Raw genomic sequence first — 24,919 nt, forward strand, 5'->3', positions numbered from 1 at the left:
CCCGATGCTGCCGGCGGCTTTCCCGTCCTTGCCTGCGCGCCAGCTTCCTCATACCCTTAGCGTTAGCCTTAAGTAGCTGCCCCGGAAACAGCGCGGCAGACCGCCGCCACGGTCGTCGATCCGGGCCGCGAAGCCGTCCCTTGCTCCCGCATCTATTCGTGTGATCATCAGAGGCACATCGGATGACTGATTATCTTGCTGACATCGATCCCGACAAGTTGAACATCCTTGGGATCTTCGGGCTGTTGATCGGCGGCCTCGCGCTGTTTCTTCTCGGGCTCGAGTTCTTGACTGGCGGGCTTAAGGCGATCGCGGGATCGAAGTTGCAGTCGTTGATCGGCGTGCTGACCGCGAACCGGTTTCGCGGCGTGTTGGCGGGTGCCATCGTGACCGCGCTGCTGAACTCGTCGACCATCACGACGGTGCTGATGGTCGGCTTCGTGTCCGCCGGCCTGATGACACTTGCCCAGTCGGTGCCGATGATCATGGGCGCGAACATCGGCTCGACCATCACCGCGCAGATCATCGCCTTCGACGTTTCGCGTCTGACGCCCTACATGCTGTCGATCGGCTTCGCACTGCACGCGTTTGCCCCGCGCGAGGTGCTGCGGCAGATCGGCCGCGTCGTGCTGGGGCTAGGGCTGCTGTTCATGGGCATCCAGCTGATGGGCGAATCCACGCATCCGTTGCGCACGTACCAGCCGTTCATCGACGCGATGCAGGACATGCGCAATCCGTTCGTCGGTGTCATCGTGGGGGCGGTCTTCACCGCTATCGTGCAAAGCTCGGCGGCGACGCTCGCGGTCGTAATTGCGCTGAGCGGGCAGGGTCTGATGCCGCTCGAAGCCGCTATCACGCTGATTCTCGGCGCGAATGTCGGCACCTGCGGCACGGCATTGCTCGCCTCGATCGGCAAGCCACCGGAGGCGGTGCAGGTCGGCATCGTGCATCTGGTGTTCAATGTGCTCGGCGTCGTGATCGCGCTCTTCCTAATTCCTCAGATGGCGGAATTCGTGCGCTGGATATCGCCGTCGCATCCGGACTTGCAGGGCCTCGAGCGCCTCGCGGCCGAGGCGCCGCGCCAGGTAGCCAATGTGCATACTTTGTTCAGCGTCGCAAATACGCTGCTATTGATCTGGTTTACCGGTCCGATCGCGCGGTTCGCGCAACTGGTCGTGCCGGAGCGCGCGAAGCCCGCCAAGCCCGCGGGCGATCCGCAGTATCTCGACGAGTCGGTGTTGACGGTGCCGGCGCTTGGATTGCAGCGCGTGCGTATCGAGCTGACCCGGCTCGGCATGCAGGTGCTCGAAGTCGTGCAACGCGGGTCCCAGATGGTGTCGACGGGCACGATGGAAGAGATCAATCAGATGCTCGATAAGGACAAGGAAAGCGACCGGCTCTCCTTCGAGATTCTTCAATATATCGGCCGCCTGTCGAAGGGGGAGCACTCGGAGGAGGAAGGTCAGCAGATGGTCGGCTATACGCAGGTCACGAGCCACCTCGAAAGCATCAGCGGCATTGTCGGCACGACGCTGCTGAGCGTCGCGCAGCAGCGAATGACGCAGCAGATCGACCTGTTGCGCTTGCGCGATGCGGCGACCACGCAGTTTTCCGAGGCGGTGATCCGCAATCTCGAGCAGGCGATCCGCACGATCGAGGCGCCCGATCCGGAGGAGGTCGCGAAGGTCATCGACGCGAAGGCCGGCATCGAGAAACTCGCCGCGACCGCGCGTCAGGTCGTGCTCGCGAAGCTTCAGTTGGCCGACAAGGCGGACGTCGTCACGTTCCGGCTCGCGATGGATCTGATCGAGCAGGGCCGACAGATCGCGCAGTTTGCGCGGGCCATTGCGAAAAACGTGGCGGCGCTTCAATAGATGCAATAGGGATCGAATATTCGCGCGGAACTGATCGCCAGCACACGTAGGTGCGGGTTGCACGACGGTTAAACTTGTGGCGTGTCATCCTCGTGACACGCTTTCAAAGAGAGTGGGATTGCCCGCCTTTGCTGTGCGGGCTTTTTTCTTGTCGCGCGGGTTGTGGTATCAGTAGTGAAGCGTGCAACGCCTGTAACGATTTAACACACGCCGCGTCCATAATTTGATAGCCTTTGCCGCAGCAGAGCATCGAACTCAAGGAGGGATTCACCATGATAAGGTGGCTTGCTAACTGGGCTTCACAACATGCTCCTACTCCCGAGAAACAGGCCGAACGCGCGCTGAACAACTTGCGCATGGAACTGTTTCAGGCCGAACAGCTCGTGCTCGACGCACAGCTGCGTGCCGACTACTATCGGGCTCGCCTGACCTTCCTCGAAGAAGTCACGAGAAAGGGAATCGAACAGGTATCGGACGAACGCAAGGCTCCTCTAGAGCCACCCCAGCCGTTGCGGCCGGGACTCAAGCTCACCGCGGCGCAATAGCCGCGTGTATTCCATCGCAATGTGTTCGGTCAACCGCGTTTCAATCCGTGCGCTGACGGCAATCGTGTTGCCCAGGGCGCGTACAGTGCGCGTTCTTGCCAGCCGATTGCGCGAGCATTGATTGCCGCGCGGAGAAGGTTCGAGTTGCCCGGTCGTGCTTCGACCGGGCAACTTCATCTGAGCGATTGATTGTTACTGCAGGACTTCCACTGCGCTTCGCTTTCTGCGAAACGCCTCCGTTGTCGTGCTTAACTTGCCAGATCGGGCGGCAGCTTGCCGCCGTTTGCCACGAGCGCCTGCATCACCTGCTTGTGCAGCCAGATGTTCATGCTCGCCGAGTCGTTCATGTCCCCGCTGTACTTCAATTCCTGCGCAAGCTGCTTGCGGTGTTCGAGACTGCTGTCGACGCCGAGTGCCTTCATCGTGTCGACAATCGAAGTACGCCAGTTCAACTTTTGTCCGCTTTCGCTGACGAGTTGATCCATCACGGCAGCCACGTCGACGTCGGACAGCGGCGCGGGTGCGGCCGGCGCGTTGGGCGTTGCTGCTGATGCGGCGGTCGGGTCGGGGGTGGGTTCCGTCGCGGGGGGAGGTTGGTCCGGCTTCGCTTTGCCGAACAGCTTGTGCACGATGTCACCAAAAATACTCATTTCCGAATTCTCCGCGGTTGAATGACGAATGCGAGTGGGGGTGCTCGCGGGACATGCCCCCGATATGCTACGCGTCTAGCACGCTGAAAAACGTAATATTTTGTCAGCCCGTCGTCATTCGGCGTGCTCACGGTCGAACTGCCATACCGCCGGGAAGCCCATCAGATTGCACATTTCGGAGAACGGATACATGGTGTTTTCCGCGTGCATGGTGCCGCGCTGCGCCTTGATCTGGCCGTAGATATCGTGCAGTGCTTTCGCGACCGCGAGAAAGCCCAAAGCCGGATAAATCGCATTCGAAAAACCGAGATTCTGCAATTCGGTGGGCATGAGCTGCGGTGTGCGGCCACCTTCGACGATGTTCACGAGCAGAGGCTTATCGAACGTGCGTGCGATCGTCTCCAACTCTTCGAGCGTTTCCGGCGATTCGATGAACAACACATCGGCGCCCGCTTTGGCGAACGCATCGCCTCGTCGCAACGCTTCGTCGAGTCCGAGCGAACCATGTCGGTATAAGTGGCGAGGCCCGCATCGGGCAGACCGAGGTAAGACGCGACCGTGCCGAAGCCCGTGATGTACAGGCAATCGAATTGCATCGGGTCGGTCATCTTCGCGGAGATCAGATCGAAGATGCCGGTCGCGGTGATGATTTCCGGTTGTGCGAGACGTGCCTTCAATTGCTGACGTTTGTGCTGTGCGTTCATGCTATTTCCGTTTGATGACGATGAATGTGCGCCGATTCGAAGTTGGCTCATTGACGCGGTTCGCGCGCGACCGATGCGCCGGCGAGCGCGGTGTCAATATCGTCCGTGGGTGGCGGCGCGATGTCTTCGAGCGAGCGCTGATTCGTTTCGATGCCGAACACCGCGAGAATCGCGGCCATCGCGACGAGCACGCCGACGATCACCGACAGCACGTCGCGCACACCGAACGCCGCATACATGACGACCACGAGTTGCGGCGCGAGAATGCCGGCGATGCGGCCCGCGCAACCCGCGATGCCGTTCGCGCGCATGCTGTTTTCAGTGGCGAACAGTTCGGGGACGTAAGTCGCGATGCCGAGCGCGACCATCAGATAGGTGAGCGTGAAAAGCAGCAAGCCGAGCACGGTGGCGGTCGCGACGTTCGTCGAGTGTCCGTACAGCCAGCCGACCACGGCGGCGCTCACCGCGACCGCAATGAGCCCATTCTTACGGCCGATCCGGTCCGCGATCAGCACTCCGAGGAAGGCGCCGGCGGGACCGCCGAGCGACATCAGCATCGTATAACCGAGCGACGACGCCATGCCAAGACCTTGCTTGATCAGGAAGGTCGGCACCCAGACGATGAAGCCGTAAATCACGACGTTGACGGCGATCTGCACGCAGATCGCGAGCAGCGTGCGGCGAATCTGCGGCCCCTTTGAACAATTCGAAGAGCGTGGTGGAGCGCGGTGCGGCACAGGCCGATTCGAACGAAGGCGTGAAGGGCGGCAATGGCTGACCCTTTGCCGATTCGGCTTCCGCCGCGCGAAGAATCGCATCGGCTTCGGCGTAGCGGCCCTTCGATTCGAGCCAGCGCGGCGACTCCGGCATCTTCTTGCGCATCACCCAGACGATCAACGCGCCGATGCCGACGATCGCAAACATCGCTCGCCGTGGACCGACGGAATGATCAGATAGCCGATGAGCGTCGAGAAGAACAGCGCGGAGTTCGTGATCAGCGACAGGTACGCGGACCACTTGCCGCGCACGGCCGGCGGAATGAACTCGCCGACCGATCCATAGCCAACGACGATTTCCGCGCCGAGCCCGAGGCCCATGAAGAAACGGCAGACGATCAGCCACGTCATGTTCGGCGCGAGCGCGCCGGCGAACGACGCGAGACCGAAGATCGCGAGATTGAATTGATAGGTGAACTTGCGGCCTTTTGCATCGCCAAGCAAACCCGCCGTGAATGCGCCCAATAACATACCGACGAATGTCGACGATAGAAACGCCGCATTCAATCGCATCGTCGACCAACCGCTCTTCGCGAGCGCGCCGAGCACGCCGCCGGCGAGGTAGATATCGAACGAATCGAGAAACATGCCTCCGCCGATCAGCCAGAGGATGCGCCGGTGAAAACCGGAGAGGGGCAATCTGTCCAGTCTTGGACCAGCGTTCACGGTACTCGGCATTTCACGTCTCCTGCGTCGTTATGGGACGGCTGTTCGTGTGGTGCTTCGATGCGTGGGCTACGGCCGGCTACGACGAAGGGTGCTCCCCTTTGATAACGGTCGAGCACCGCTTTCTCGGCGGCGAGGATATGACAACGGGTGATCGCCTCGGCCCAGGCCGCATTGCGATTTTCTAGTGCCTGCACGATTTCGAAGTGCTGGCGCGCGCTGCTCGCGCGGTGTTCGTCGTTATAGGAGTCGAAGGTCCACTTGATCAGCGGCGTTTCTTTCATCGACGTCAACGAACGATCGAGGCGCGCATTGCCCGCCGCGACCGTGATGATCGAATGGAACTCGCCATTGGCGGCGAACCTTAAACCGGGTCTTGCACAGCGCTCATTGAGTACGAACCGGTCCGCGAGGCCGGCTGATCCCGAAGCGGGATGGCCTTGGCGCGGTCATGCCGGTTTTTTATTGAGCCCTTTTCGCGGAGTAGATCCGCCACCAGCGCGGTGCATTCACGTCGATCGCAAAAGCGGGGCGTCTCGCTGCCGTTGTATGCGAGTTCGTTCCCGCATCATCTGTTTTGTTTATCAGTTGCTGCACCAACTGGCGTTCGGCAGGGCCGCTTCGAGGGGCGTGGGACCTGGGTTGAACGCCTGTCCGGCGCGGCTTTGCACGAATCGGACGAGCTCCGACGATGCTATGCGGAACGCTGAATATGCGGATACTCGCTCCGACCATATGGTTAACCCGCGCTTTGGCCCACGAAGGACGAACCGTACCGTCACGCCAGTTGTTTGAGTATGCCGTGTAGGGGCCCCATCGCCACCATGGTTACGACGTACTTTGCGAAGCAACCCGCGTCGAGCGCGTGATGAGGCCAGTGAAGGAGACAGGAGAGTTTTGATGAGTACTACCAGCGGTAACAGAATTGATATCAAGAAGTTCATCGATGAACGGCCGATTTCACCCTACCAGTGGCTGCTGGTAGTGCTGTGCTTTCTGATCGTGACCGCCGACGGCATGGACGTCGCGATCATGGGTTTCGTCGCGCCTTCCATCATTCATGATTGGGGTATTTCGCGTCCCGAATTCGGTCTCGTGATGAGCGCGGCGCCGATCGGTCTCGTGATTGGCGCATTGTTCGCGGGTCCTGCATCGGACCGCATCGGCCGCAAGTGGGTGCTGATTACGTCGGTGTTTCTGTTCGGCGTGTTCACGATTGCGACTGCATTCACGCAATCGCCGTTCTCGATGGCGGCACTGCGTCTGTTGAGCGGTGTCGGCCTCGGCGCCGCCATGCCGAACTCGACGACGCTGCTGTCCGAGTACGCACCGCAACGCAAGCGCGCGCTGCTGATCACCGTGATGTTCACGGGCTTCAATCTCGGCTCGGCTTTGATCGGCTTCGCGGCCGGCTGGCTGATTCCGGTTCACGGCTGGCGCTCGGTGCTGATTTTCGGCGGCGCTCTGCCGCTCGTGCTGATCCCGTTCCAGATCTGGCTGCTGCCTGAGTCGGCCCGTCTGCTCGCGGTGCGCGGCGCGCCTGCACAGCGTATCGGCAAGGTGCTCGGCCGTGTGTGCGGCGTGCGTTTCGCCGGCAATGAAGTGTTCGTGTCGAACGAACCGCCGCTGCCGACGCGCAAGCCGATCGGCGTGCTGTTCTCGCAAGGCTATGGCTCGATGACGATCGCGCTGTGGGTCACGTATTTCATGGGCCTGCTCGTGATCTATCTGCTGACCGGCTGGCTGCCGACGCTGATGAAGGATGCGGGTCTGTCGGTCACGACCGCGGCCAACGTCACGGCGATGTTCCAGATCGGCGGCACGATCGGCGCGGTCCTGGTCGGCTGGATCATGGACAAGGCGCGTCCGGCGCCGGTCATCAGCGCCGCGTATATCGGCGGTGCAGTGTGCGTGCTCGGGCTCGGCTACATCGGCGCGATGTCGTCGTCGCTCGCATTGCTGGTGTTTGCCGCGGGCTTCTGCATGAGCGGCGCGCAAACGGGTCTGAACGCATTTGCGCCCGGCCGCTACCCGACCGTTGCGCGTGCGACCGGCGTGAGCTGGATGCTCGGCATGGGGCGCTTCGGCAGCATCTTCGGTTCGGCGATCGGCGGCGCGCTGCTCGGCTTCGGCTGGCAGTTCGGCGCGATCCTCGCAATGCTTGCGATCCCGGCTACGCTGGCCGCTATCGCCATCCTGGTGAGCCAGCGCGTGGGCAGCACCGAAACGGCGGCGCAGCCGAATACCGCGCATTGACGCACGCAGTGACGTGGCGCGCGTGCGGTTCGCGCGCGCCGCTGGTTAAATTCATCTACTGAGGAATCACGGTGATCATCGACATTCACGGCCACTACACCACCGCGCCCAAAGCGTTGGAGACGTGGCGTAACCGCCAGATCGCTGGCATCAAGAGTCCGTCCGAGATGCCGGCGGTGTCGGAATTGCAGATCAGCGACGACGAGCTGCGGGAGTCGATCGAAAACAACCAGTTGAAACTGATGCGCGAGCGCGGCCTCGATCTGACGATCTTCAGTCCGCGTGCGAGCTTCATGGCGCACCACATCGGCGACTTCGAAGTGTCCAGCACCTGGGCCGCGATCTGCAATGAACTGTGCTATCGCGTGAACCAGCTGTTTCCCGAGAACTTCGTGCCGGCCGCGATGCTGCCGCAAAGTCCGGGTGTCGATCCGGCCACCTGTATTCCTGAACTCGTCAAATGCGTCGAGCAGTACGGCAACGTCGCGATCAATCTGAATCCCGATCCCTCGGGCGGCCGCTGGACCAGCCCGCCGCTGTCGGACCGCTCGTGGTATCCGATCTACGAGAAGATGGTCGAGTACGACATTCCCGCGATGATTCACGTGAGCACGAGCTGCAACGCTTGCTTTCACACCACCGGTTCGCACTACCTGAATGCGGATACCACCGCGTTCATGCAATGCCTGACCTCGGACCTGTTCCGCGATTTCCCGACGCTGCGTTTCGTGATTCCGCACGGCGGCGGCGCGGTGCCGTATCACTGGGGCCGTTTCCGCGGTCTCGCGCAGGAAATGAAGAAGCCGTTGCTGAAGGACCATCTGTTGAACAACGTGTTTTTCGACACCTGTGTCTATCATCAGCCGGGTATCGATCTGCTTACGCGCGTGATTCCCGTGGACAACATCCTGTTCGCGAGCGAGATGATCGGCGCGGTGCGTGGCATCGATCCGGAAACCGGTCACTATTTCGATGACACGAAGCGCTACGTTGAAGCCGCGGATATGAACCCGCAGCAGCGCTACAAGATCTACGAAGGCAACGCACGGCGCGTCTATCCGCGTCTCGATGCCTTGCTGAAAACGAAGGGGCTGTAATCATGTACGAAATCGGAGTCGTCTATCGCAACATCCAGCGCGCGGATGCGGACGTGGCCGCCAAACTCGGCGCGCTCGGTTCGGCCACCGTGCATGAGGCCATGGGCCGAACGGGCCTGCTCCAGCCGTATGTGCGTCCGATCTATACCGGCGCACGGGCGAGCGGCACGGCTGTCACGGTGCTGCTGCAACCGGGCGACAACTGGATGCTGCACGTCGCGGCCGAACAGATCCGGCCGGGTGACGTCGTCGTCGCGGGCGTCACCGCGGAGAGCACCGACGGCTACTTCGGCGATCTGCTTGCAACGAGCTTCCAGGCGCGCGGCGCGCATGCGCTGATCATCGACGCCGGTGTGCGCGACGTCAGCGTGCTGACCGAAATGAAGTTCCCGGTCTGGAGCAAGGCGATTTCCGCGAAGGGTACGGTCAAGGCGACGCTCGGCTCGGTGAACATTCCGGTCGTGTGCGCGGGCGCACTGGTCACGCCGGGCGACGTCGTCGTTGCCGATGACGATGGCGTAGTCGTGGTGCCGGCGGCCGTCGCGCAAGCGGTGCTCGACAAGGCCGCGGCGCGCGAGGCGAACGAAGCCGAGAAGCGCGCGAAACTTGCCTCCGGTGTGCTCGGTCTCGACATGTACAACATGCGCGGGCCGCTCGAGCAGGCCGGACTGCGTTACAAGGACTGACGGGCGTGGTCGCCGAGATCAACGGTCAAGCCGCGCGCGCGCCGATCACCGGCATTTCGTCGATGGCGACACGCCAGGTGCTCGCCGAACTCGCTGCGTCGTACGAGCGGCGCACGGGGCAGAGCGTCGCGATCGAATCGGTCGGCGGCGTCGATGCGGCGCGCCGCGTCGAGAATGACGAAGTCTTCGATATCGTCGTGCTCGCCGCGGACGCGATCGAGCGGCTCGTGGTGACGGGCTACGTCGAGGCGGCGAGCCGCGTCGGGCTCGCCCGCTCGGGCATCGCGGTCGCGGTCGCGGCCGGAGCAACGCAGCCGGACATCGCGACCGAAGCGGCACTGCGCGACGCGATTCTCGGTGCGCGCAGCATCGGTTACTCGACCGGGCCGAGTGGCACGCATCTGCTAAAGCTGTTCGAACGCTGGGGCATTGCCGGGCAGATCGCTTCGCGTATCGTGAAGGCGCCGCCGGGAGTGCCGGTCGGCACGCTCGTCGCGCGCGGAGAAGTCGCGCTCGGCTTTCAGCAGATGAGCGAATTGATTCACGTGCCGGGCATCGACGTGCTCGGCGAGCTTCCTGCCGCCATCCAGTCCACCACGACTTTCACCGCCGCGGTCTGCACGGCGGCGCGCCACCGTGAAGCGGCGCGGGCGTTGTTGACGTTTCTGGCCTCGCGCGAGGCCGACGGCGCAAAACTGCAAAACGGCATGTTGCCGGCTTGATGGCGGAATCCAAACGCTGCGATTGAAAGCGGGTTCAAGCCATCAGCTTGCCCCACTCGTAATCGATACTGTCCGGCGTGAAGGGCAGCACACCCGCGCCGGGCGTAAATGTCAGCTCGCCGAAATAAACGCGGTCGTCCGGCGCATACAGGTCGACGCGCACATAGTCGAAGTCTTCGCACAGACGGGCCGCGATATCGAGCACGGCATCCAGATTCGGCGGGCGCGGACCGGGTGCCGCGCTGCGCTTGTAGTCGCCGATTGCGATATCGAGGTGATTCCAGTCGACGTCGTACACGTCGCCGTGCGTCGCGTTACCGAACCGGTCGGAGATCACGAGGATATAGATGATCGGACCCTCGGGCCGACCGCCGAAGCAGTGCATCTTGAGATCCGCCGGAATCTGGCCGCGCTGATCGAGCAGCAACTGCTCGAAGAAGATGCGCGGCTCGATCGAACGATAGTGCCGCTCCCGCCCCACGTAATAGAATTCGGTGCGCAACCACTGGTCGGCGAGCTTCTTCAGCTTCTCGAACGAGGTCTCCGATTTGTTTCTCACCACTTCGACGAAGCTGCTGCCGTGATTGGCTTTCATTACGAAAGCATCGGGTAGCGCGTCGAACACCTCGGGCGTGAATGCGTCGGGCGCTGAGATCAGCGGTATCAAATGCTTATCACCGATCTTCCGGGCAATATAGTTCCGCACCAGCAGCTTGTCGGTCAGGTCGATATAACGCGGATCAGGGCGAAGATTGCGTTGCAGGATCTTCTCATTGAACGTCACTGGACGAATCAGGTTCGGATAACGGCCAGTGCATTTGTGATGTAACAGGCTTAGGAAAACGGCATCCGGCAATAAGGTTTTCGCCGCTTCCTTGATCTTTCTGACAGTAGATGGCGCTTGTCCCTGCGCGGAATGCGCGCCTGCGTGCAGACCCGGCCGCTCGCCACGCGCCGCCACGGCACTGTCACCGGATTGTAGGGAGGCCATGTTTTCCGGCGCGACGGCCGCGTCCTCCGCGCCCAGTTCGCCGGTTTTGATGATCGTCATGTTCTAATCCCTTTGCGGTCGAGCCGACGAATCGTGCTCGGAGTAACAGGGAATTGAAATCAAAGCGTCAGTGGCGCTTGCCGCAACATCTCGGTCGCGGCGCTCCAGCTTTCTTCCGGTGTCAGCCAGCGTTCCTCCGCATCCACGTGCTGTTGCGCGCGGAATTGCGTCGGCGACATGCCATAGCGCTCCTTGAATAGCCGCCCGAGCCGATTGCCGTCGCCCATTCCGCAACGACGCGCGATCTTATCGACCGGCAAATCGGTGTTCTTCAGCATCGAGCGAACGATCTCGAAGCGTGTACGCAGCAGATATTCGAGTGGCGTCATGCCAAACTCGCATTTGAAACGGCGCTGAAAATTGCGTTTGCTCATCGCCACCGACTCGGCCGCCTGAGCAACCGAAATAGCCTTGCTGTAGTTCTCCTTGATCCAGCGCGCCGATTCGCGAATCTTTTCGGTCGTCGTCGTGATATTGACGTCGTCGAGCTCCGAACGGCTCTTCTCCGCGTAGCCCGTTTGCAGGATGCGGCCGATTTTGCGGGCCGTGTCGGTATTGATGTCGCGTTCGATCTGCGCGAGCGCGAGATCGGTCGGCGTCACATTGCTTTGCGTGCGCGCGGCGTCACCGCTGTCGTCGAACAGAAAAATCGGCACGATCGATTGCAGCGGATCGTTGCAGACGACCGCGAGATTCGCACCCTGTTGCATGCCGAAAGATGCGATCGATCCTTGCAGCGAGATCCACGACAGAAACCGATCGTTGGATTCCGCAACTTCGGTGACGTCGCGGCAGGCCACGAAGAACGCGTGGAAATCTGCAAGGCAATAGCGTTCGAGGCCTTGCGTCCAGATCGATATGCCGGACGAACTGGTCACCAGACCGCCGCCGTCGGATACCACGGTAAACCGGTATGGCGCCTCTTCGCCAGCCGTTCTCTTGAACTCATTGGCAAGCCGAAACGCGTCGCCGATCGCGCCGGTACTTGCCATGGAACAATCCTGAAAGACGAATAGACCAATGTGCTTCATCACGCGAGCTTCTCCAGTCAGGAAAATCTACGCATTGAGATTAGCGCATCGATTTGGGCGGGACGAGCTTGGCCGGCATGCGCGGGTGTTTTGGCGTAATCGTCAGAACTTGAGAAATTCTTACCTCACTATTCGCTGAATTGCGTGCTACTAATTAACGTTGCACGGAATTTTTTTCCAGATCAATTAGCGCGATTTTTGCAGGCGAGAAGCCAGGGCATCGTCGGAATGCGCCGAGTGGCGCGGATTCGGCACGTTTCGCGAGATAAGAACGGCATTTCTTGCACTCAAGCGATGCATTTGGCGTTCTGTCGCGATGTATGGGGCCTGTCGTATAACTCTGTTACAGCAATTGCAGATCGCAACAAGCCTTTCCAGCTTCTGTTTCATTTGTAAAAGGCTCCGCATTATCGGCCAATAGCACCCTACTTTGGGCCGCCGGCGAATGCCTCGTTCCTTTGCGGACTATGCTTCACCGCAACATCGAGAGAGAAATTGTCAATCGCGGATTACGTGAATGGCGGGCACCGCATTCCCTGATTCGTGAGAAGAACAATCGGCACTGCCGCGGTGGATAAGCAATAGGTGTGTAGCCTTCCGTGGTTCGAGAGGTCCCGAACACGGCTCCCCGACCTAACCCGACACAGCACGTCGCTTCGCCGTGCTGCCAGCCAATCGAGGGTCTATCCGGCCGGCGGCATAAATAGCGACGTGGCGACGCAAAGCGATCGCCGATCGCTTTGTTTCATCAACCTGCAAGGATCAGACCGGTGGATTACTATCCGCAAAATTCGCTCTATCCCGCTGTTGATACCGAGCGCAGACAACTCACTGCCAGCGGGATGCTCACGCTAATGCGTGACCACATCTGGGAGATCGTGGTGACGACGGTCGTCGTCCTCACGCTCGCGGTCGCGTATCTTCTGATTGCCACACCCATCTATTCCGCCGACGTAATCGTTCGTGTGGACCCACCCGAGCCAAATGCGCTCGGACTTGCGTTGCAGAACCAGGAATTGTTGCCGCCACCGACGCCGTCGTCGGTAACGGAAATGGCGGTCATGGAAAGCCGGTCGGTTTTGCAGCCAGTGATCGACCAGTTCCGTTTCGACATTTCGGTAAAGCCGCACAAGCTTCCGGTGCTCGGCGACATCGCCGAAAAATTTGCTACACCGGGACAGCCTTCCGCGCCGTGGCTCGGTCTGAAATCGTTTGCATGGGGCGGCGAGCGCGTGCAGATCGCCGCGCTCGACGTGCCACGCGATCTCGAAGAAGAGAAGCTCACGTTGACCGCGCTCGACAATGGCGCCTTCGAATTGCATGGCCCTTCCGGCGAGTTGCTGGCGAGCGGCACGGTCGGCATGCCGGTCAAGCAGAACGGCGTGTCGATGCTCGTGAAGGAACTCGCTGCGCGGCCGGGCACGAAATTCGAAGTGATCCGCTGGAATGAACTCGATGCGATCAAGCGCTTCGAGAATCTGATCAAGATCGGCGACAAGGTGAAAGACTCGGGGCTGCTGCAAATCCAGTACCGCGACAAGAGTCCGGACAAGGCCGCGGCCGTCGCCAATGCATTGGGACAGCAATACCTCGCATCCGCGGTGGCGAGCCGGCAGTCGAACGACACGCAGACGCTCGCGTTCATTAACGGCGAACTCCCGCGCCTACTCGGCGATCTGCGAAAAGCCGAGGAAGCGCTGAAGAACTTCCGTTCGAACTCGCAATCGATGCAGCCGACCAGCGAGGCGCAAGCCTATTTGCAGGGCGGCCTCGATCTCGACAAGCAGATCGCGACGTTGCAATTGCAGCGCACGCAAATGCTCGAGCGCTATACGCCGCAGAGCCGCTGGGTGCAGAACATCGACGAGCAACTGGCGCAATTGAAAGAAGCGAAAGCGAAATTCTCCGACCATTTCAACGGCATGCCGGCGTCGGAGCGCGCGAGCGTCGATCTGATCCGCGCGCAGAAGGTCGCGGAAACGGTGTATCTCGGCATGGTGCAGAAGGCAGAACAATTGCAGGTGCGCCGCGCCAGCACGACGGGCGGCGCGCATATTCTCGATCAGGCGATCAGGCCGCATATGCCGGTGATGCCGCAGCCGATTCTCGTGCTCGGCGGTGGATTGGTACTCGGTATCGTGTCCGGCGTCGTGTTGGTCTTCATGCGCCGCCACGTGATGATCGGCGTGACCGACCCGCGCTACGTCGAGCGCCAGATGAGCGTGCCGGTGTTTGGCGAGATTCTGTTCAGCCATCAGCAACTGCTGCTCGATCGCGATGCGACCGCGGGGCGCAAGTCTCTGCCGCCAGCGACCGGGCGTGCCCATCCGCCGCTGCAGAAGAGCCTGCACGAGATTCAGCTCGACACGGGCATTCAGAACAGGATTCTTGCCGCGCGCTTTCCGCACGACACGTCGGTCGAAGCGCTGCGCAGCGTACGGACTGCAGTCACGCGCGATCTCGCGCATGCACGCAACAACATCGTGATGATCATCGGCCCCACGCCGTCCGCCGGCAAGAGCTTCGTCGCCGCGAATCTGGCGATCCTGCACGCGGAAGTCGGCCAGCGCGTGGTGCTGATCGATGCCGATATGCGGCGCGGGCATCTCGCCTCGCTGTTCAACGAGAGCAATCGCGGCGGCCTCTCTGAAGTACTGGCCGAACGTCTGCCGCTGCGTAATGCGTTGCGCTCGACCCGTATCGACGGATTGACGTTCCTGTCGTGCGGCGTGCGCCCGGAGAATCCCGCCGCGCTGCTGATGAAGCCGCGCCTGAAGGATGTACTCGAACGGCTGTCGAGCCAGTTCGATCTGGTGATCATCGATACGCCGCCTTTCCTCGCGGTCACCGACGCCTCGATCGTCGCGAACGAGGCGGGCGCTTCGCTGCTCGTGCTGCGTTCGGGTATGCAAAGCGAGGAGGAGATCGCCGACACCATCAGAAAGGTGGAGCGCGCGGAAGGTCGCATCGCGGGCGCGGTGTTCAACGGCATTCCGCTGCGTCGAAGCAGGAAGAATTATGGTTACGAAACGAACTATGCCAGCGATTTCGGCGAGAACGACGCCGGGCAGCAAGCGCCGCGAGGCGCCTGAGCGTGTGGAGACCCCAACGCGGTAAAGCGCGTTCGCGATGGCGTAAAACGGAGAACCAGATGGCCTTTGCAATCAACGGAAAGTTTACTTCGCAGACCATCACAGGGGTTCAACGCGTGGCGTATGAGCTGACGAGGGCCATGCAGATGCGCGCCGCGCCCGGTGATGAACCGGAATTGTTCCTGCCACAAAACGCGGTCGAGCCCGGGGCGCTGCTCAAACCGCAACGGCGCTTTCCGTGGCTGCGTGGCACGTTGTGGGAGCAGATTACGCTGCCAATCGCGGCACGCGGCATCACGCTGCTGAGTCTGTGCAATACGAATCCGCTGTTCAAGCACAGTCAGGTCGTGATGGTGCACGACATGGCCGTCTTCGACGTGCCGCAAGGCTTTTCGAGGAAATTCCGGCTCTGGTATCGCATCGTTTTCACGCTATTGCCCCGCACGAATCCTATCGTTCTGACGGTGTCGACGTATTCGAAAATGCGCATCTGCCATCACCTGAAAATCGACGAATCGCGTGTGAAAGTGGTGGCGCCCGGCGCGGATCATCTCGACCGGATCGTAGCCGACCCGTCGGTGCTGCAACGGCTCGAATTGAACAAGGACGCCTATTGCGTGATTGTCGGCAGTCTCGACCCGCGCAAGAATCTGCGCGGCGTGCTCGATGCAATCGCGCGGCTCGGGCATCTGCGCGATGTGAAATTCGTCATCGTCGGAAAACAGTATCCGCGCATCTTCAGCAGTGCGGGCGTCGAGCATCCGCTGCATTCCCGGCAGGTGGTGTGGGCCGGATTCGTGTCCGACGAGGAGCTGAAGGGGCTATACGAGAACGCTGGATGCCTCGTGTTTCCGTCGTTGTACGAAGGCTTCGGCCTGCCGCCTCTTGAAGCGATGTATTGCGGCTGTCCGGTGATTGCGTCGGCGCGTACGTCGATACCGGAAGCGTGCGGGGATGCCGCGATGTACTGCGACGCGACTTCCGCGGACGACATTGCCGCAAAGATCGCGCAGATGATGAGCGACGCCGATCTTCGCCAGCAATACCGCAGCGCTGGGCTGCTGCATGCACGCGAGTTTCGCTGGGAGCGCGCGGCGCAACAGGTGCTCGAAATCCTCGATGTAAAGACCGGCGAGCGGGTGCCAGAACTGGCACCGCGCGCGTCAGCGAGCTAGCGATGGATGGGCACGAACATGGATCGCATGAAGACCCGTGCTGGCAGACGACGCACATTGCGCACACTGGCCGCGTTGGCGGCGGGTGCGGTCGCGCCGTTGTCGGATATCAGGCCCGCTCTCGCGTTGGTACCGGAGCCAGCGCCCGCGAACGCGCGCGCCCGCATGATGACGGATCTGATCGGCACCAACGGCTGGGCCGGATCGGCCGCCGACATCGAGATGTGGCGAGCGATGGGCATCAGCTGGGGCCGTGACTCGGTCGGCCCTGGTCAACCTGAGCGGCGCGGCGAGGCGATGCGCATCGACAAAACCAGCTCGGCGTTCGATGTCGATCTGCCGTCCAGGCTGCTGAGAAACGAACGCAATGGAATCGGTTCGCTGCTAATGCTCGGCTATACGCCGAGATGGAATGCGAGCGTGCCGGGCGAAAGCAATTCGGCACCCGTCGACGTGGATGCATGGAAGCAGTACGTCGACGCGGTGGTCCGCAAGTATTCGGCGCCGCCTTATAACCTGCGCTATTTCCAGATCTGGAACGAGGCGGCTGGAAGATTGTCCGGCGGCTTGCAGCAGTCGGTGTTCTGGCGCGGCCCGGGCTTCAGCAAGGACGAAAAACGCTCGAAACCGTATGAACGCGCGATGCAGGATTACGTCGAGCGGGTTCATATTCCGGCGGCCCGCATCATTCGCAGTTATCGCGCGTATGTGGTGTATGGCGGCTGGCCCGACCAGGGGGGGCTCGATAACTTCTACCGCTGGCTCGAATATCGCAGTCCGGCATTGAAAGAGCGCATGCTCGATTGGGTCGACTACATCGACACGCACTATTTGCCGGTAGGCGATATGGAATCGCTGTACCAGAAGTACGTGAAGAACGGTCCCGCGCGCGGCATCTGGCAAACGGAGATCGGCAACGAGTACATGAAAGACCCGCACTATTTGCCGCGCTATTTCTTCGACTTCGCGGTGTGGGCGCTCGGCAGGAATTGGGACGATCCGAACAAGTACCTGTCGATGATCTATCACTGGGAAGGCTATGAACCGTATCGTCTCACGCACCCCGGTCCGCCTGAACGAACCTACAACGTTTCCGGTCGAAGCTTGGTCGTGTTGCAAGAAACCGTGGGTGGGCATCTGGCCAGTTTTTCAAAGCCGCTGCAAGGCGGTCCGGGTGTTGCTGCAAATGCCTTGCTTTCCGGCAACGACCTCGTGATGCAGGTGAGCAGCAGCGCGGGCTGGCAGAACATTTCCATCGGCGGGCTGCAGGCGCTGCGCGCGCACGCGGTAAAGGCCGATTTCATCGATGCGCTGAGCGGCGAGGCGAGCGCACCGGGCAATGTTGCATTGAGTTGGGAAAACGATTCGATGAACGTGCGATTCAAGGTACCCGACAAGGTGAATGGTGCTGGTAACAATCCGCCCAAACATCTGGCTTATCTCGTGGTACGTAGTGCGGCGCCGGCGGTGGCATAGCGAGATTTCGCGAGCTTGACGGCCGCCGGGAGCCGGCGGACCGAACCTGACGGATAGCGTTGACACATCATGAAACAGGTCACCATTGCGATTTGCAATTACAACTACGAGCACTATCTTGCAGCGGCGATCGACTCGGCGCTCGCGCAGGACTATCCGGCGACTACGGTGATGATCGTCGACGATGGCTCGACCGACGGGTCACGCGCGATCATCGAAAGCTATGGGGAGCGCGTAGTGGCGCTGTGCAAGAAAAATGGCGGACAGGTGTCCGCCTACAACCATGCAATTGCGTCGCTCAGCACCGAGTTTGTGATCTTTCTCGATTCCGATGACGTGCTGTACCCATCCGCCGTCACCGAAGTCATGCGCTTTTTCGAGGACGGCGAGTGGGCCAAGGTGCAATTCCGGCTCGACGTGATGGACAGCGAAGGTGCATTGACGGGCGCCTACGTGCCGAATAGCGAGCCGCCCCCCGACTGCGGCAGTCTGCTGCGCGGCGGTTGGCTCTATCCGTCGCCGCCGGCGTCGGGCAATGCCTACCGGGTGAGTGCGCTCAAGCAGATCTTCCCGGTCCCCGAAGAGGGCGTGAATCGCTATGGCGCGGACTTTTACGCGATCTATGGCGTCGCGCTGGCTGGACCGATAGCGACCGTATCGAAGTCGCTAGGCGGCTACCGCGTGCATAACGCGGGCAGCGAAACGGTGTCGTTCGCGAACTCCGAACAACTGACGAAAGCGCCGCGCGCGTTCAACATGCGCTGGGCCATTTTGCGCAATATTGCAAAAGACCGGCTCGACATAGAATTACCGGCCACGTTTCTCGACTTCTCACACGAGAAAGCGACATTCTGCTCTTCCGTTTATCGCGCGACGCTCTTCAGGCGTTGGCGTTGGATGATCCGAGATTCACGCAACTATCTGCACACCATCATTGCAAATCCGTTCTGGAGCCTGAAGAAGAAGCTCGGCACGCTCGTACTGTCGAGCCTGTGTCTCGTGCCTTACTCGCCGCTGTCGGATTTCGCGGTGCGTTATATCGCGAATCCGCTTGCGCGCCGTCGCGTCGCAGGACGCTGAGGCGAAGGAGGACGGCATGGATAGACGAACGAGCACCAACTTAATCGTATTTGTGTACGTCGGCTATTTCATGAGGTACGTGTACCTCATGATCGTCGTGCCGTTTTATGGCCGGGTGCTTGGCGTGGCCGAATACGGCCGGGTACTCGCGTCGATGTCGCTGATGAACGTGATCTGGATGCTCGTCGGCTTCGGCTTCACCTTTGTCGGCATGCGTGAGGTGGCGAAAGCGCAGTCGACTCAGGAATGCAATGCGATCTACTCGCTGCATGTCAGCGCGCGGCTGGTACTCGCCGTGATAGGCGCGGGCATCGGCATCATTGCGACGTTCTGTTCTCCATTATTGGCGGAGCAGCCTCTGATCGGCATGCTCGCCACCTTGCTAGGCATCGTGTCGGCGTGCAATCTCGGCTGGCTGTTTCAGGGGCGGCAACAGATTCGCACGCCGGTCATGATCGAAGTGTTCGGCTTCGCGCTGAGTCTCGTGCTGGTGCTGACGCTCGTCAAAGGACCGAACGACGCCGTATGGGTGTTGGCGAGCCTGCTGATTGCAGGTGTGGTGTCGTTGGTCATTGCCTATGGTTTGACGACGTGGCAACTCGGTTGGCCGCGTCTGGCGTTTTCCGGCGTCCTGCCGCTCGTGCGCAGGTCGACGATGCTGTTCTGCTATTCGTCGGGCTCCGTCGTGCTGACGGCATCGTCGACGTATCTGCTGACCTTGTTCGCGACGCCGGCGGAGGTCGGCTATTTCGGCGCGGCCGAGCGTTTCGCTACGATTGGTCTGAGCCTGATGGCCCCCGCGGCGCAGGTCTTTATTCCGACGATAACCCGGCAGCTCGCGCAGGGCGACAAGGCGGGCGCGCACGTAACGACGCGACGCGGCGCCGTGTTGCTGTTCGGCTATGGCGTGCTCGTGCTGTGCGGCGCGTTGGCGCTTTCGCCGTTCGTGTTGCCGCTGATTCTCGGCGCCGCGTTCGAGCCGAGTGTGCACGTATTGCAGGTATTTGCATGGATGTTCCCGTTCGCGGCCTTCAATGAATTCGTCGCGATGTATGTGTTCGTACCGCGCAGGAAAGACCGGGTACTCGCGATTGCGGGCGTCGCCTCGGCGCTGGTCAATCTCGCGTCGGCGCTGGTTCTCGCGCCGCGTTTCGGCGCGATTGGCATGGCCTCTGCTCGGGTGATCGGCGAAGCGGCGCTGTCGGTGACGCTGCTCAGCGTGCTGATTCGCCTCGAGCTGGTCGGGGTGTTGCCCGGAGCCGAGCGGGCGCTCGCGCGGGTGCGGGTGGTGTGCGGGCTTCGTACGCAGGCAGGCGGCGCAAAGGACGATTGAGGTGGCGCGTGGGTGCGGGAGTTTGGGTGGATTGTCACAGGAGGTCGAAGTGAAAGTCGCTATTGTTCACGATTGGCTGGTAGTGTCCGGCGGCGCCGAGAAAGTATTGAAGAACATCATCGAGTGCTTCCCGGATGCGGACGTCTTTTCGATTGTCGATTTTCTCGAAGACCGCGAGTGCGTGAAGGGGAAGTCCGTCAATACGTCCTTCATCCAGAAGATGCCATTTGCGCGAAGACGATACCGCGCCTATCTACCGTTGATGCCGATTGCGATCGAGCAGGTGGATCTGTCCGGCTACGATCTCGTCATTTCGAGCTCGCACGCGGTCGCCAAAGGCGTGTTGACCGGGCCGAACCAGGTGCATATCAGCTACATTCATTCGCCGATCCGCTATGCGTGGGATCTGCAACATCAGTACCTGCGCGAATCCCATCTCGACCGGGGACTGCGCTCCGCGTTGGCGCGCGTGCTGCTTCACTACATTCGCGGCTGGGATTCGCGCTCCGCGAATGGCGTCGATCATCTCGTTGCCAATTCTCAGTTCATTGCGCGGCGGATCAGGAAGGCCTATCAGCGCGAAGCGACCGTGATTTATCCGCCGGTCGATCTGGCGAATATGTCCATTGGTACGGAGAAAGAGGATTTCTACGTGACGGCGTCGCGGATGGTGCCTTATAAGCGTATTGATCTGATCGTTCAGGCTTTTTCACAAACGCCTGAGCGCAAGCTGGTCGTGATCGGCGACGGTCCCGAGATGAAGAAGATCAAGGCGGTCGCCGGCGACAACGTGAAGATCCTTGGGCATCAGCCGTCCGACGTGCTGGTCGATCACCTGCGTCGCGCGCGTGCATTCGTGTTTGCGGCGGAAGAAGATTTCGGCATTTCCGTGGTCGAAGCGCAGGCATGCGGCACGCCGGTGATAGCCTTCGGCCGCGGCGGCGCGCTTGAATCGGTGGTGGGATTGCCGCTCGAGCGGCCCACCGGGGTATTCTTCGGCGAGCAAAGCACCGCGTCCCTGCTCGAAGCCGTTATCCGTTTCGAAAGCAACGCCGCCTTATTCGATGCACGGGCGTGCCGCAAGAATGCCGAGCGCTTTTCGTCGGAGAACTTCAAGAAGGCGCTGATGGGCTTCGTCGATGCGCGGCTCCCTTATGCGTGCGTCGAACAGTTTCTTCCGTATGCGCCGAGCCAGTCGCTGCCGGCCGAAGAACGTCATCTGGCCGACGTTGCGCCCTGAGTCGGGCGCCGGGGCACGGGCGGTGTAGCTCGCGCGCCCACGATGCCCGCCTTGCGCGCTCCGCGCGGGCCGGGCCTGAATGCGGTGGCCGCCAGCGGACGCGCGGCTAGCAGCAGCGAGATCACCAGAGAAAGAATCAATACATTCGACGGCGTGACCAGCCGATGCTCGGTTGCCGACATCACCAGCAGGCATACCGACGAAATCTCGACGAAGCGGAACGCCGCGAACTGGCGGCCCCCCTCGACCAACGCGGCATATGCCGCTCCCTGTTTGCTCCACTCGACCAGTTTCCAGAAGAACGCGAGGATCAGCGTCAAGCCCACGACGCCGAGCTCGGCGAGGATATTCAGGTACGAGTTGTGGGCGTGCGAGTCGCTGTGTTCGATCACGATGTCGGACGGCACCGCGAACAGATGGAAGTACGAGGAGAGGCTGCCGATATGGTCGTCGAAGGAGCCGAAGCCGAGACCGACCAGCGGGCTTTGCACGAAATACGCGAGCGCTCGCGGCCATAGCCACTCGTAGCGGATGTTGAGGTTGTTGACCTTGGCGTCGTTGGCATGAATCGCGAACGTATAGCCCATGTAGTCGACGTTCGGCTGCGTATGGTAGATCGCGATGGCGGCGGAGGCGAGCAGCAGCACGGCGATCAGCGTGCCGAGAATCCATCGCTTGCGGCCAAAGTACAGATAGGGCAGAACCGCCGCCGCGCCGAGCAGAGAACCGCGGCTATAGGTCGAAAACAGCATCAGCGCATTGCAGACGAGCAGCACGATCAGCAGCTTGCTGCGCTTCTGCAGGTAACAGGCCACGCCGAGACAGAACAGCATGGCCAGAAAGCCGCCGGCCGCGTTGCGGGCAATGAAGTAGCTGCCGAAGCTGTCGTTAGGGCGAGTGAAGATGCTGAACAGGCCGTTCTCTGCGATGAAGTACGCGTACATCGGCAGATTGATGACGACTGCGAAGATGAACAGCGTACGCAGTACCTTGTTCAGATCCCAGCGATGCGCATACACGCAGCCGGCAAAAATCGGCAGATAGGAGATGAAAAAATTGCCGTCGCGCCGATAGAAATCGAATTCGAGGAACGACTGCGGATCATAAAGCAGCGTCGAGATGATCGCGAGCACCGTGAAAGCGGTAAGCGGCGTGATGAACGAGGGATAAGTGCGGCCGTAAAAGCGCCATGCCAGCAATAGCAACGGGACGAAGCCGATCGCACTGATGGGCACGAAGTTCGTGACCGTCATGAAAAGTGCGAGTAGCGAAAGATAGGCCATTGCAACTCCAGAAAAACGGATGGCGCGCCGGTTGGGGTGTGCCCATGCGCTGGATGATGGCGAGATTGGGAACAGCGGAAAACTCACATGTGGCCGCGCGGGATCACACCGCTGTTTATCTTTGACAGGAATGCCACGGGACGTTCATTAAACGGTAGCACGTGTCGCTGCTTATTTCCATCGTGCGCCCTGCAATAGAAGTGCAAGCTCGTTCGCAAGATTGCGAAATCCAGTCCGCGAGCGCCGCCAAAACTTCCGCGCTTCGCGCCAGTTGCCCTGTGTCGCAAGGCGCTCTCACTATGATGAATTCATCGGGGCGCGACGTCGACCAGATCCGATGTACGTCGTCGCCACATTCGTTCTTTCGTTTCAATCGTTTTCCGGTCGTCGTTGTCGAGCAGACCGCTGCGATTCTGCCAGTCAGTTTCCGTACTTCCAGCACGAGCCGGATTCGCCGCCGGCGCGTGCATCTATCACTGCGAACTGAACTACTGGTTTAGTCCGTTTGACGCGGACGCCCTGTCGATAAATCACATCAGACGGTATTTGCGTGGATCGCGGCACACCGCGTTGTGCGGTGTCGTCCAGGAAGACGCGTTCCCGAGCCGGTTTCAATGCGAAGGAGTTTGCGATGGGTAAGGTTACCGCGGCAGCAGCCGCAACGGATGTCGAAACGATACGACAGGATTCTGGCGAGTCGGAGTTCCCGACGCTCGTGCAGGTGATTCTCGCCGGTGGTTCCGGCACCCGGTTGTGGCCGGTGTCGCGCGAACAGTTTCCCAAGCAACTGATCGACGTGATCGGCAAGCAGACTTTGCTGCAAGCGACCATGGGACGCATGGCGGGTTTCGACGCCGCATGGAACGTCGCGGCCGATCCGGTGATCGTCTGCGGCACCGAGCATTATTTCGCCACTTACGAACAGGCGCGCGAAATCGGCGTGAACGCGCGGATCGTGGTCGAGCCCGCGCGCCGCGACACGGCGCCGGCACTAACGCTTGCCGCGCTGACGGCATGCGCGGAAGACGAAGACGCGATCCTCGTCGCGATGCCAGCCGACCACGCGATCGCGAATCTGGAGGCGCTGCATCGCTCGCTCGGCATCGCCGCAACCCATGCGCGCAACGGCGCGATCGTCACGCTAGGTGTGCCCCCCGAACGGCCCGACACGGGCTTCGGTTATATCCGGCTCGGTGATGCGTTGCCAGACGGCGCGCGTCGCATCGAACGCTTCGTCGAGAAGCCCGCGGCGGAACTCGCGGCACAGTACGTCGCGTCGGGCAATTACTGGTGGAATAGCGGCATCTTCGTCGTGCGGGCGTCGGTTTGGCTCGCAATCATCGAGCAGTTTCAGCCGGACATGCACGCGGCCTGCGTTCAGGCGTATCGCGACGCGAAGAAGACTGAAGAATGCATCATGCCGGACGCCGACGGGTTTCTCGGTTCGCCGTCCGACTCGATCGACTATGCGGTGATGGAACAGCTCGGCAAACCGGAGTCGGCGTTTTCCGGCGTGGTGGTGCCGCTCGAAGCGGGCTGGTCCGATCTCGGCTCGTGGGATGCCGTGTGGCAGGCGATGGAGAAGGACGACTGCGGTAACGCGGCCAACGGCCGCGTGCTGTTCGAAGGGGCCACCGCGACCTATGCACGCTCGCAAGGAGGCAGGCTTCTCGCTTGCGTCGGCACCAACAACATGATCGTGATCGAAACCGACGACGCGGTGCTCGTCGCGGATCGCTCCCATGTGCAGGACATCAAGGGACTCGTGTCGCGGATCAGGGCCGAGAAGTCGCCGGAAGCCGATGCGCACAGAAAAGTCCGCCGCCCGTGGGGCTTTTATGACTCGATCGATCATGGCGAGCGCTTTCAGGTGAAGCGCATCGTCGTGATGCCGGGCGGCCGTCTGTCGTTGCAGATGCATCATCATCGCGCCGAGCATTGGGTGGTGGTGTGCGGCACCGCGCTCGTCACGCGTGGAGAAGAGCAGTTTCTGCTCGGCGAAAACGAATCGACCTATATCCCGCTGGGTGTCCGCCATCGGCTCGAAAATCCGGGCCGCGTACCGCTGCAGATCATCGAAGTACAGTCCGGCACTTATCTCGGCGAAGACGACATCGTGCGCTTCGACGACAAGTACGGGCGTTGTGGCTGATGCGACGAAGTCGACCTGATACGTCCTATG

18 protein-coding genes and 2 pseudogenes are annotated in these 24,919 nt (G+C 61.0%); 13 read left to right on the plus strand and 7 right to left on the minus strand.

Going from position 1 to position 24,919, the window contains the following annotated elements:
* The first annotated feature begins 182 nt into the window (after nt 1-182).
* Together BC1002_RS16540 and BC1002_RS16545 are read left to right on the plus strand one after the other, a co-directional pair.
* Nucleotides 183-1,874, plus strand: a complete 1,692-nt coding sequence (locus BC1002_RS16540; protein WP_013091147.1) for a Na/Pi cotransporter family protein — start codon at nt 183-185, stop codon at nt 1,872-1,874.
* Between the two features lie 272 nt (nt 1,875-2,146).
* Nucleotides 2,147-2,419, plus strand: coding sequence for a hypothetical protein (locus BC1002_RS16545; RefSeq protein ID WP_013091148.1), 273 nt, complete (start codon nt 2,147-2,149; stop codon nt 2,417-2,419).
* A 248-nt stretch (nt 2,420-2,667) separates the two neighbouring features.
* On the opposite strand, the gene BC1002_RS16550 is transcribed toward BC1002_RS16545, so the two are convergent.
* The 4 genes and pseudogenes from BC1002_RS16550 to BC1002_RS16565 form a co-directional block, all read right to left on the minus strand.
* Nucleotides 2,668-3,069 carry a DUF3597 domain-containing protein gene (locus BC1002_RS16550; protein ID WP_013091149.1) on the minus strand — a complete coding sequence of 134 codons (402 nt, stop codon included), beginning with the start codon at nt 3,067-3,069 and terminating at the stop codon, nt 2,668-2,670.
* A 114-nt stretch (nt 3,070-3,183) separates the two neighbouring features.
* A pseudogene (locus BC1002_RS16555) lies at nt 3,184-3,773 on the minus strand (isocitrate lyase/PEP mutase family protein).
* 47 nt (nt 3,774-3,820) lie between these two features.
* Nucleotides 3,821-5,227, minus strand: a pseudogene (locus BC1002_RS16560) (MFS transporter).
* On the minus strand, nt 5,212-5,550 hold the full coding sequence (locus BC1002_RS16565; RefSeq protein ID WP_420798788.1) for an FCD domain-containing protein: 339 nt from the start codon (nt 5,548-5,550) through the stop codon (nt 5,212-5,214). The pseudogene BC1002_RS16560 and the gene BC1002_RS16565 overlap by 16 nt, the downstream one beginning before the upstream one ends.
* Before the next feature lie 565 nt (nt 5,551-6,115).
* On the opposite strand from BC1002_RS16565, the gene BC1002_RS16570 reads away from it, so the two are divergent.
* The 4 genes from BC1002_RS16570 to BC1002_RS16585 all read left to right on the plus strand — a co-directional run bounded on the left by BC1002_RS16570 (nt 6,116) and on the right by BC1002_RS16585 (nt 9,976).
* Nucleotides 6,116-7,471, plus strand: a complete 1,356-nt coding sequence (locus BC1002_RS16570) for an MFS transporter (RefSeq protein ID WP_013091151.1) — start codon at nt 6,116-6,118, stop codon at nt 7,469-7,471.
* A 71-nt stretch (nt 7,472-7,542) separates the two neighbouring features.
* The gene (locus BC1002_RS16575; protein WP_013091152.1) at nt 7,543-8,568 is read left to right on the plus strand and encodes an amidohydrolase family protein; all 1,026 of its coding nucleotides are present in this window, start codon (nt 7,543-7,545) and stop codon (nt 8,566-8,568) included.
* Between the two features lie 2 nt (nt 8,569-8,570).
* Nucleotides 8,571-9,254, plus strand: coding sequence for a 4-carboxy-4-hydroxy-2-oxoadipate aldolase/oxaloacetate decarboxylase (gene ligK, locus BC1002_RS16580; RefSeq protein ID WP_013091153.1), 684 nt, complete (start codon nt 8,571-8,573; stop codon nt 9,252-9,254).
* A 5-nt stretch (nt 9,255-9,259) separates the two neighbouring features.
* The gene (locus tag BC1002_RS16585; RefSeq protein ID WP_013091154.1) at nt 9,260-9,976 is read left to right on the plus strand and encodes a substrate-binding domain-containing protein; all 717 of its coding nucleotides are present in this window, start codon (nt 9,260-9,262) and stop codon (nt 9,974-9,976) included.
* 34 nt (nt 9,977-10,010) lie between these two features.
* Here the strand turns inward: BC1002_RS16585 and BC1002_RS16590 are convergent, their stop codons facing one another.
* Both BC1002_RS16590 and BC1002_RS16595 read right to left on the minus strand, forming a co-directional pair.
* Nucleotides 10,011-11,027: an ATP-grasp fold amidoligase family protein gene (locus BC1002_RS16590; protein ID WP_013091155.1), complete on the minus strand. Its 1,017-nt coding sequence runs from the start codon at nt 11,025-11,027 to the stop codon at nt 10,011-10,013.
* Between the two features lie 59 nt (nt 11,028-11,086).
* Nucleotides 11,087-12,019, minus strand: coding sequence for a helix-turn-helix domain-containing protein (locus BC1002_RS16595; RefSeq protein ID WP_176107584.1), 933 nt, complete (start codon nt 12,017-12,019; stop codon nt 11,087-11,089).
* 809 nt (nt 12,020-12,828) lie between these two features.
* Between BC1002_RS16595 and BC1002_RS16600 the strand changes: the two genes are divergently transcribed.
* The 6 genes from BC1002_RS16600 (at nt 12,829) to BC1002_RS16625 (ending at nt 21,454) form a co-directional block, all read left to right on the plus strand.
* Nucleotides 12,829-15,150 (plus strand): polysaccharide biosynthesis tyrosine autokinase, encoded by a 2,322-nt coding sequence (locus BC1002_RS16600; protein ID WP_013091157.1) that lies wholly within the window; start codon nt 12,829-12,831, stop codon nt 15,148-15,150.
* 59 nt (nt 15,151-15,209) lie between these two features.
* Nucleotides 15,210-16,325, plus strand: a complete 1,116-nt coding sequence (locus BC1002_RS16605; RefSeq protein ID WP_013091158.1) for a glycosyltransferase family 4 protein — start codon at nt 15,210-15,212, stop codon at nt 16,323-16,325.
* 6 nt (nt 16,326-16,331) lie between these two features.
* Nucleotides 16,332-17,801 carry a hypothetical protein gene (locus BC1002_RS16610; RefSeq protein WP_013091159.1) on the plus strand — a complete coding sequence of 490 codons (1,470 nt, stop codon included), beginning with the start codon at nt 16,332-16,334 and terminating at the stop codon, nt 17,799-17,801.
* Nucleotides 17,802-17,870: 69 nt separating this feature from the next.
* Nucleotides 17,871-18,881 (plus strand): glycosyltransferase family 2 protein, encoded by a 1,011-nt coding sequence (locus tag BC1002_RS16615; RefSeq protein WP_013091160.1) that lies wholly within the window; start codon nt 17,871-17,873, stop codon nt 18,879-18,881.
* A gap of 16 nt (nt 18,882-18,897) precedes the next feature.
* Nucleotides 18,898-20,214 (plus strand): lipopolysaccharide biosynthesis protein, encoded by a 1,317-nt coding sequence (locus BC1002_RS16620; RefSeq protein WP_013091161.1) that lies wholly within the window; start codon nt 18,898-18,900, stop codon nt 20,212-20,214.
* A 49-nt stretch (nt 20,215-20,263) separates the two neighbouring features.
* Entirely contained in the window at nt 20,264-21,454 is a 1,191-nt protein-coding gene (locus BC1002_RS16625) for a glycosyltransferase family 4 protein (protein WP_013091162.1), read from the plus strand.
* Here BC1002_RS16625 and BC1002_RS16630 read toward each other — a convergent pair.
* Nucleotides 21,430-22,737, minus strand: a complete 1,308-nt coding sequence (locus BC1002_RS16630) for an O-antigen ligase family protein (RefSeq protein ID WP_013091163.1) — start codon at nt 22,735-22,737, stop codon at nt 21,430-21,432. The two genes, BC1002_RS16625 and BC1002_RS16630, sit on opposite strands and share 25 nt — an antisense overlap.
* 631 nt (nt 22,738-23,368) lie before the next feature.
* Between BC1002_RS16630 and BC1002_RS16635 the strand changes: the two genes are divergently transcribed.
* Nucleotides 23,369-24,889 (plus strand): mannose-1-phosphate guanylyltransferase/mannose-6-phosphate isomerase, encoded by a 1,521-nt coding sequence (locus BC1002_RS16635; RefSeq protein ID WP_013091164.1) that lies wholly within the window; start codon nt 23,369-23,371, stop codon nt 24,887-24,889.
* Nucleotides 24,890-24,919: the final 30 nt, after the last annotated feature.

The sequence above is a fragment of the Paraburkholderia atlantica genome (assembly GCF_000092885.1).
Classification (GTDB): Bacteria; Pseudomonadota; Gammaproteobacteria; order Burkholderiales; family Burkholderiaceae; genus Paraburkholderia; species Paraburkholderia atlantica.